The sequence below is a fragment of the Crocosphaera sp. Alani8 genome, assembly GCF_038442745.1.
Classification (GTDB): domain Bacteria; phylum Cyanobacteriota; class Cyanobacteriia; order Cyanobacteriales; family Microcystaceae; genus Crocosphaera.
In genome coordinates, this window is the sequence record NZ_JARVCN010000149.1 from 1 (window position 1) to 8,277 (window position 8,277).

The following is an 8,277-nucleotide window of genomic DNA, read 5'->3' on the forward strand; positions in this document are numbered from 1 at the left end:
TGCTCTATAAAAAACCCCATCTTCATTCTCATAAATCATTCCTGATTGCTATAGTAGAGATATTATTAAAGTTCAAGATAAGTTTGTTTTTCGTCTTTTTGCTAATAACAGACCAGTAACAGTAAGGATAGTTAAAGCTAATCCAGATACAATCCCATAACAACAATGCAACCACATAACATTGAGCCAGCTACCATTATGAATGGCACGACTCAATTGATAAACTGAATTAGGGGCATAATTAGATAATAGAGCGTTTGTCCAACCACTAATGGCAAAGATAACCGCAATTACCCCAAATACTTGAGAGACTATTCGATGATAATAACGACTTGGCATCTTTTGACGTAGCTTGTTTGAATTTCCCTTTCTACTGTTTTGCAAAAAAACAATCCCAGTCAAAAACAAGACAAGTATTGAACAAGCAACTAACCCATTAATCAATTGATAGGTAAATCCATTCACTGTCTGAAAACTATGCCAATTTTGGAGAAAACCGTATAGTTTATCTAGCTTAAAATCCCTGGCTATGGTCATCAAACTTCCAGACAGAGCATACCAAACTATGGGCAATGCTATTACCATTGTTCCTAAACGCTTATGTAATAAAATACACCGACGAACCAATCGAGAACTTGATGAAGATACACTTGGTTTGTGAACAGTTTTGGTCAGTAAGTTAGTACGATTCGACTCCGATATTTTGCCCATACTCATTATCCTTAATTTTTTGGTCTTTAGTCATTAATTGCTGAAACCCTTATCTGGCCTAGACTGATTTATACCAAAAATCCCTTATCTTCTCAATTTTGTGCTTATTCCTAATAAACCTAGCAGAATGAATCCTAAAAGAGCGGTAGGTTCAGGGGTAGCAACTAAAACTGAAATGTTATCACTGTTGAAATTAGCAACCGCTAAATCTTCCCTATTATCGTTGTTGAAATCCCCAATGACTACGGCTCTGGCTGCATCTCCGACATCAAAGTTACGAGGGTCACTAAAGTTCCCTCGTCCATCTCCTAAAAGTAACGAGACATTGTTACTGAAAAAGTTGGCCACTGCCAAATCTTGATTTCCATCCTTATTTAAGTCCCCCACTGCCACAGAAGGGGGTAAAAGTCCTACTGGAAAATCTGTGCGGTTACCAAAACCTCCCAACCCATCTCCAAACAAAACAGAGACATCGTTATCATCAGCATTGCCAACTGCTAAATCTAATTGACCATCACTATTGAAATCCCCCACTGCGAGCGCATCTGGTCTATCCCCCACAACAAAATTGTTGGGAGAACCAAAGTTACCGCTCCCGTCCCCTAACAAGATAGAAACGTCATCACTGAAAGCGTTAGCTACTGCCAAATCTAAGAAATTATCATTGTCAAAAAGGCCAGTTGCTACTGAAAAAGGCCCGTCTCCAACTAAAAAACTGGTAGGATTAAGGGAAAAATTCCCAGTGCCATCTCCAAGTAATACTGACACATCATCTCCCTCAAAATTGACCACTACTAAATCTAGGTTAATATCATCATTAAAGTTCCCTGATGCAATAGATAGAGGTGTATCACCTACTGAGAAGTCTGTACGATTGAAATTCAAATTCACGTTTGGCCACTCCCACAATCAATAATGATTTGACAACTTTATTGGAGATTCTGGCAAAATCATTAAGGTTAGTCAAAAGACCTATTGTCAAATATGAGGACATTTTCTTTATATACGTTTCTTAAGATGTTCCCCAACTCGTAAAGCATTAGCAATAATGGTTAGGGTGGGATTGACACTCGCGCTTGAGGGAAAAAAGCTGCCATCAACCACATACAAATTCTCAACATCATGGGTGCGACAATTTAGATCAAGTACAGAAGACCTTGGATCTTCTCCAAAACAACAGGTTCCGCAGTGGTTAGCCGTAACTTGAATCGGGATTTCGCTACGAGGATAAATACGACTTCTCTTAAACAGAGAATGTTCTAGGGTTTTTTCGACTTCTTTTAAAGTTTCTATCCAACGATAAACTAAGCGATCGTGAGCTTCAAGGTTGTTGGGAGTATAATCGATGTAAAGTTTTTCTCCTTTGAGTCTGACTCGGTTATGATTATTTGGTAGGGCTTCAGTTTGCACCCACCAACCAATAGAACGCTTGGCTAACTGTTCTAGGGCAATATCAGGGACAACTTTCGCTAAAACCGATAAAATAGGCGGAGATTCAGCAAAAATAAGCTCTTGAAGTAATCCCCCTGTATTTTGGATGTGACCCATAGGATAGGGAAACTCGCCCTCTCCCCAGTAAAAATCATTAAGACAAACAGTTCTCGGAAATTTGCCAGAATTAGGGGTGGCACTTAGTTGTACCATGGCTGTCATCAGCGGTTTCATCAGATTGCGTCCCACCTGATCAGAACTATTGGCAAGTCCATTGGGATGTTTTTCATTAGCAGAACCCAAAAGTAGCACAGCGGAATTAATTGCACCGCAGGCTAAGACGATGATATCAGCAGAAAATAGATATTTTTGTCCGTTTATCTCTGTTTCCACTGATTTAACTCGATTGCCTGAGGCATTTGTGTGTAAACCAATTACTTTAGCATTGGTTTTGAGGGTAACGTTAGAAAACTCTAGCACTAGACTAATGCCAAATACTTCAGCATCTCCAGTGGGATCATCCTCTTGACGGGTTAAGGATAAAGGTAGAGTAGCAGGGTGTAATCCTTGAGATGCGATCGCATCGACAATTTCTTGAATCGGGGGTTCATGATTGACCGCAGGATAGGGATAATCGATACTACGGGGAGGATCGGTGGGATCTTGACCTGATTTTCCATGAACTTTATAGAGTTGTTCAGCTTCGGTGTAATAGGGTTCAAAATCTTGGTATTGTAAGCACCATTCTGGGGAAATACCTTCTTGGTGTTGGACGGTTTCAAAGTCTTTTTCCCGCATCCTTAAGAGGGCTGCACCATAGATTTTAGTATTGCCACCCACAGCATAATTAGTTTGCGGAGAAAAGGGTTCTCCCGAAGGATCGTACCATTTTTCAGGGGCATGATAACGGTCTTTTTTAAACAAATCAACATGACTAATATTTTGCTCTTCTAGAGGCATAAAGTTACCTCTTTCTAAAATTAGGATTTTTCTGCCTGTGGATGCTAATTTATAAGCTAAAGTGCCTCCGCCTGCCCCTGTTCCAATGATAATTACATCATATTTTTGCTCGTCAATAATCATAATTACCGCTCCCTTAATAGTTGTTTTAGTTGCTTATTGCCAAAGATAAATCAGGATAAATAAAATAATCCAAATAACATCAACAAAATGCCAAAATAAAGAAGTTGCCATAATCCCAAAATGTCCTGTGTCATAATTACCTGGAATAAAAGAACGACCTAGCATAATCCCTTGTAAAAGAATCCCTGTCAAAACGTGCAAGCCATGAAATCCTGTTAATAAATAAAACATTCCCCCAAATACCCCAGAATTAAAGCCGAATTCTAATCCACTCCATTCAACTCCTTGACCCATTAAAAAGTAAGTTCCCATGGCCATTGTTGCCAGTAAAAATATCCTAAAGCCCCACAAATTGTGGCGTTCTAAAAATTGTTCTGCAATATAAATGACAAAACTACTAGAGACTAAAATTACTGTATTAATGGCAGGCTCTTTAATTTCTAATCCCGATACTCCAGGAGGCAACCAGTCAACTGTTGTCGTTTTATAGATAATATAGCCTGCAAAAAAACTCAGAAAAATAATGCTTTCTGATAACAAAAAAACAATAAAACCAAACAGACTATTGGCCTGTTCATCGTGTTCATGTTCTTGACTAATATGAGAATCTAATGGTTGTAATTTTTCTGGCGTAATTGAATGATTCATTGCTATCTCCTTCAATAATTAATTATCAAGGGTTCACGGTTCAGACTTCCCATAACCATAGGGTTCAGAAATCACGATAGGAATTTCTTCAAAATTCTCAACGTCTGGCGGTGAGGTGGTTAACCATTCCAAACCAATAGCCCGCCAAGGGTTATTCCCTGCTTCTTTTCCCTGTATCCAAGAACTCACCATGTTTAAAATGAAGGGTAAAGTAGACATTCCTAACAAAAATCCCCCTAAACTAGCAATGACATTCCAAAAGGTATATTGAGGATCATAAGAAGACACACGACGCAACATTCCTTGTAACCCCAAGGGGTGCATAGGTAAAAAATTGAGATTAGTACCGAGAAACGCTAACCAAAAATGTAGTTGTCCCAATCCTTCGTAGTACATACGTCCAGTCATCTTAGGGAACCAATGATAAAGGGCTGCATACATCCCCATCGTCACCGTTCCATACAAAACATAGTGAAAATGACCCACCACAAAATAGGTATTATTAACATGAATATCGACAGGTACCGAAGACAAAATAATCCCGGTAATTCCTGCAAAGACAAACATAATTAATGCCCCTAACGCAAACAGCATGGGGGTATTTAAGCGCAGTTTCCCTCCCCAAATGGTTCCCACCCAGGCAAAAACTTTAATGCCTGTGGGAACGGAAACACACATGGTAGAGAGCATAAACACCATGCGCATCCATCCTGGTGTGCCACTGGCATACATATGATGCACCCAAACTAATGCACTCACCCCGGCAATGATTAAAGAGGAAATGGCCACGACTTTGTAACCAAAGAGAGGTTTACGGGAATAAACAGGGAATATTTCCGAGAAGATGCCAAAGATGGGCAAAATAATCACATAAACCGCAGGATGGGAATAAAACCAAAAGAAATGTTGAAACAAAACCGCATTACCTCCCTTTGCCGGGTCAAAAAAGCTCGTTCCCACTGTTAAATCAAATAACAGCATCACAGCCCCGGCGGTTAAGGCAGGTAGTCCAAAAAGTTGAATAATCTGTGCGCTGAAGACTGTCCAAACAAAGGCAGGCATACGAAAAAAAGTCATCCCAGGAGCGCGCATTTTGACGATGGTGGTGACAAAATTAACTGCCCCCATGATGGAAGAAACCCCTGAAATAGCCACGGCTAAAATCCATAAAAATTGCCCATTGATCAGGTGTCCTGTAGGATTTTGCAGACTAACAGGCGGATAAGACCACCATCCTGCTTGGGCTGACCCACTCGGAATCAACATACTCACTATGACTAAAATTCCCACCACAGGAACCATCCAAAACGCGGCAGCATTAAGGCGAGGAAAGGCCATGTCTCGCGCCCCGATCATCAAGGGAACTAAATAATTAGCTAACCCTACTAAGGAGGGAAATGTCCACAAAAACAGCATAATTGTGCCGTGCATGGTAAACATTCCGTTGTAAAAGGTACGGTCAATCAAATCAGATTCGGGAGTAATTAATTCCCCGCGAATAATCATGGCAAAAATGCCACCCACTAAGAAGAAAAAGAAGGAAGTGACGAGATATTGAATACCAATGACTTTATGATCGGTACTAAAACTAAAATATCGCTTCCAATTTCTTGCTGATGCTTGATGATGATGTTTGATGTGAGTTTCGATCACAATTTTTTCTGGGGAATCATTATTATTAATTGTGGTCATTGGTTATTGTCTCCTAAGTGCCTGATCTCGGAACAAACCACCATTAATGTACGAGTCAATAGCTATGGTGTTTTACTGATAATTAACAAGAGGTGGTTTGGCTGGCGCAACGGACGGCCAACCTGTTTTAATCATTTTTTGAGATTGTTGATTGTATTCAGAAAAAGCTTGATTATCCGCTAAAAAAGGGGTTCTTTTGGCTGCTTTTTTTAACCAGCTTTCATAATCTTCTTTTGATTGCACCACCACATTAGCAGTCATGGTGGCAAAATAAGTTCCACTAAATTGTGAGTCGGTCAATTGATAGTTTCCTTGACGAATAGGGGTAAATTCCAACGCAATAGTTTCTTGGGGAATCATATCTTGCTTGACCCGAAAAGCAGGAATATAAAAACCGTGGAGAACATCTTGCGATCGCAGTGCCAAATGCACTCTTTGATCAAGGGGTAAATGTAATTCTGTACTGGTAATATTACTCCCAGGATAATGAAAAATCCAAGCCCATTGTTGGGCAATTACTTCTATGGTTTCAAAAGGTTTATCGACTGTTTTAGCAGTTGCTATATCTATTGATTGATGGGAGTGATGATGACCGCCTTGAATGCCCATTTGCTGATAAATTTGGTAGCTATATGCTGCAATCCAAAAGACTAATAAGATGGGGATTACTGTCCAAATAATTTCTAAGGTAACATTACCTTCCATAGCCGGTCCGTCACTCCAATCATATTTGGCTGCTCGATTAAACATAACAAAATAAATGACAACTCCCGTTACACCGAGAAAAATAAATGACCCCAAACTTACCAAAAAGGTAAATAAATTATCAATTAAAATTGCTTCTGTTGTTCCTTGGGGTGGCAACCAACTATAAGATAATTGTCCTATCCAAAGACTAATCAAACTTAAGGCGATCGCCGTTATCATTAGTAGCAAAATCTGTCGTTTTTCCATGTGGCCTCTAAGATGTAGTTCTGCTATTGCCATATCCAATGTTATTGAAGTAAGAAATTCCCCTGTTTTCCTAATTTCAATAAACCCGTAGCCGTATTATGAACCCCAAATTCAGCCGCTAATTGGGCCCCTAATGTTCCATGTAAAAACATTAAAAACAGAATAAAAACTCCTGTTAATAAATAACTCCACTGCACTTGTCTAGCTTCATCATTGCGCCACAGATAGCGTTGAAATCCACGCCAAACAGTCATTCCAATGATTAAACCTAATAGGAAAACACCCCCTACTCCATGCCATAACATTGTTTCCATCCCCTGCAAACCCCAAGCACTTTTTACCCCAGGAATGGGTTCAGCTAACATAATTTCATAGAAACCTGCTGCCACTGTAAACAAAGTAATAATTGCTGAGGCCAGCATATTGTACCAACCTACATCAAAAAAGTTAGAGCGAGTAGCCGGAATCGCTAATAGTTTGAAGATAGGTTTTTCTAAGGGAAAGAAAACGCCAACAAAATCAAAAGTAATGGCAATAATAAACAACCCTAATGTGAAATGAACTAAGTTAGGATGAATAGGAATAGGATAAGGAAGTCCATTAGCTCCTAGATGAGAGTTTAATTGATTAATTAAGTCGGGGTTCATTGTAAAATTCCCTCCTTAATTGCTTCGACAATTGGAACTGTATGGAGTCCATAGACCCAAACTAATTCATCGCCAAGATAGACTTGAAAACTGACTAAAATCACTAAAATTAATGCCATTCCCAAATAGGCAATAGGTAATTTTTTGGGACTGCGTAACCGAATCACATAACGCCACCCTGTAAGAGTAGCAATAATTCCTGAAAGTGACCATCCTATTAGGGTATGCAAATTTAAAACAGGTTCAACCGCAGCATAAGGTTGAGCTAAACCTGCTTCATATTGTCCAAAAACAATGGCAATAAAAATTGCAATGGTAGCGAAAAACATATTCCACCAACTTGCCTCATATAAACGAATATTACGACTAAAATAGCCAATAAAATCGCAAATAAAAGCAAATACTACCATTGCAATCACAAAATGGACAACAATAGGATGAATCGTATCAGGATAGGGTAAATTGTGATCGTTTAAAATCAGAAAATAGGTAATCATTCTATATTTTAGTATCCGATCAAATAACCTAAACGAAGATTCTTTTCACTCCCTCAATTTAGTCAACATCAATTAATTAATCAGTATCATATAATACTAATTAATCAACTCATTTTGATTGACAAACTGTCTTATTTAAAGACTAAAAAATAAGACAGTTTGTCTTATTTTAAATTTGACAGTTTGTCATATTTCAACAGGATTAGAGATCACTCAAATCAATCATACAGTTGTGGCTAGATGAAGCTTGACAACGATTTTTTGCTATGGTTTAAGTAGGGCTTGCTGAAAAAGTCACTTAAAAAATTAGGAGGCCAAAAGCCAATAATTTATCTCCAGATTGATAACTTTAACTGCTACAAAACAATTAGTACAATCAGTTTTCATTATTGAATTCCATTTGCTTAGTTCATTTGTTTTGCTAATAAAAGAAAACGACAAAAGAGACAATAAAAACTGCCGGAGCAGTTGGGAAAGATTAACTACCAAAAATGTAATAGCAATAGCAGTTTCCGAGGTTTCTTTTAGCTTAGTTTTAACCAAATCTAAACTAAACTTTCTTTTCGCTTGTCCAAATTTTCCTTCAATTCTATTTCGGAATGCTTCATCTCTTC

At 38.6% G+C, this 8,277-nt stretch carries 9 protein-coding genes; all 9 read right to left on the bottom strand.

Translation table 11 applies throughout. The features are described 5' to 3' along the window. Positions 1-72: 72 nt before the first annotated feature. Positions 73-711 (bottom strand): hypothetical protein, encoded by a 639-nt coding sequence (locus P9B04_RS10265; protein ID WP_342054896.1) that lies wholly within the window; start codon positions 709-711, stop codon positions 73-75. 84 nt (positions 712-795) lie between these two features. Next, complete coding sequence (locus tag P9B04_RS10270) at positions 796-1,602, bottom strand: FG-GAP repeat domain-containing protein (protein WP_342054897.1); 807 nt, start codon at positions 1,600-1,602, stop codon at positions 796-798. Positions 1,603-1,710: 108 nt separating this feature from the next. Continuing rightward, on the bottom strand, positions 1,711-3,225 hold the full coding sequence (locus P9B04_RS10275) for a GMC family oxidoreductase (protein ID WP_342054898.1): 1,515 nt from the start codon (positions 3,223-3,225) through the stop codon (positions 1,711-1,713). A 33-nt stretch (positions 3,226-3,258) separates the two neighbouring features. Then, the gene (locus P9B04_RS10280) at positions 3,259-3,873 is read right to left on the bottom strand and encodes a cytochrome c oxidase subunit 3 (protein WP_342054899.1); all 615 of its coding nucleotides are present in this window, start codon (positions 3,871-3,873) and stop codon (positions 3,259-3,261) included. 33 nt (positions 3,874-3,906) lie between these two features. Continuing rightward, on the bottom strand, positions 3,907-5,565 hold the full coding sequence (locus tag P9B04_RS10285; RefSeq protein WP_342054900.1) for a cytochrome c oxidase subunit I: 1,659 nt from the start codon (positions 5,563-5,565) through the stop codon (positions 3,907-3,909). A gap of 72 nt (positions 5,566-5,637) precedes the next feature. After that, the gene (locus P9B04_RS10290) at positions 5,638-6,519 is read right to left on the bottom strand and encodes a cytochrome c oxidase subunit II (RefSeq protein WP_342054904.1); all 882 of its coding nucleotides are present in this window, start codon (positions 6,517-6,519) and stop codon (positions 5,638-5,640) included. Between the two features lie 41 nt (positions 6,520-6,560). Then, positions 6,561-7,166, bottom strand: a complete 606-nt coding sequence (locus P9B04_RS10295) for a DUF2231 domain-containing protein (RefSeq protein ID WP_342054901.1) — start codon at positions 7,164-7,166, stop codon at positions 6,561-6,563. Beyond that, positions 7,163-7,663 carry a DUF2231 domain-containing protein gene (locus tag P9B04_RS10300; RefSeq protein WP_342054902.1) on the bottom strand — a complete coding sequence of 167 codons (501 nt, stop codon included), beginning with the start codon at positions 7,661-7,663 and terminating at the stop codon, positions 7,163-7,165. The genes P9B04_RS10295 and P9B04_RS10300 overlap by 4 nt, the downstream gene beginning before the upstream one ends. Positions 7,664-7,969: 306 nt before the next feature. Beyond that, positions 7,970-8,277: transposase (locus P9B04_RS10305; protein WP_342054903.1), on the bottom strand; the 308-nt coding region annotated here is incomplete at its 5' end.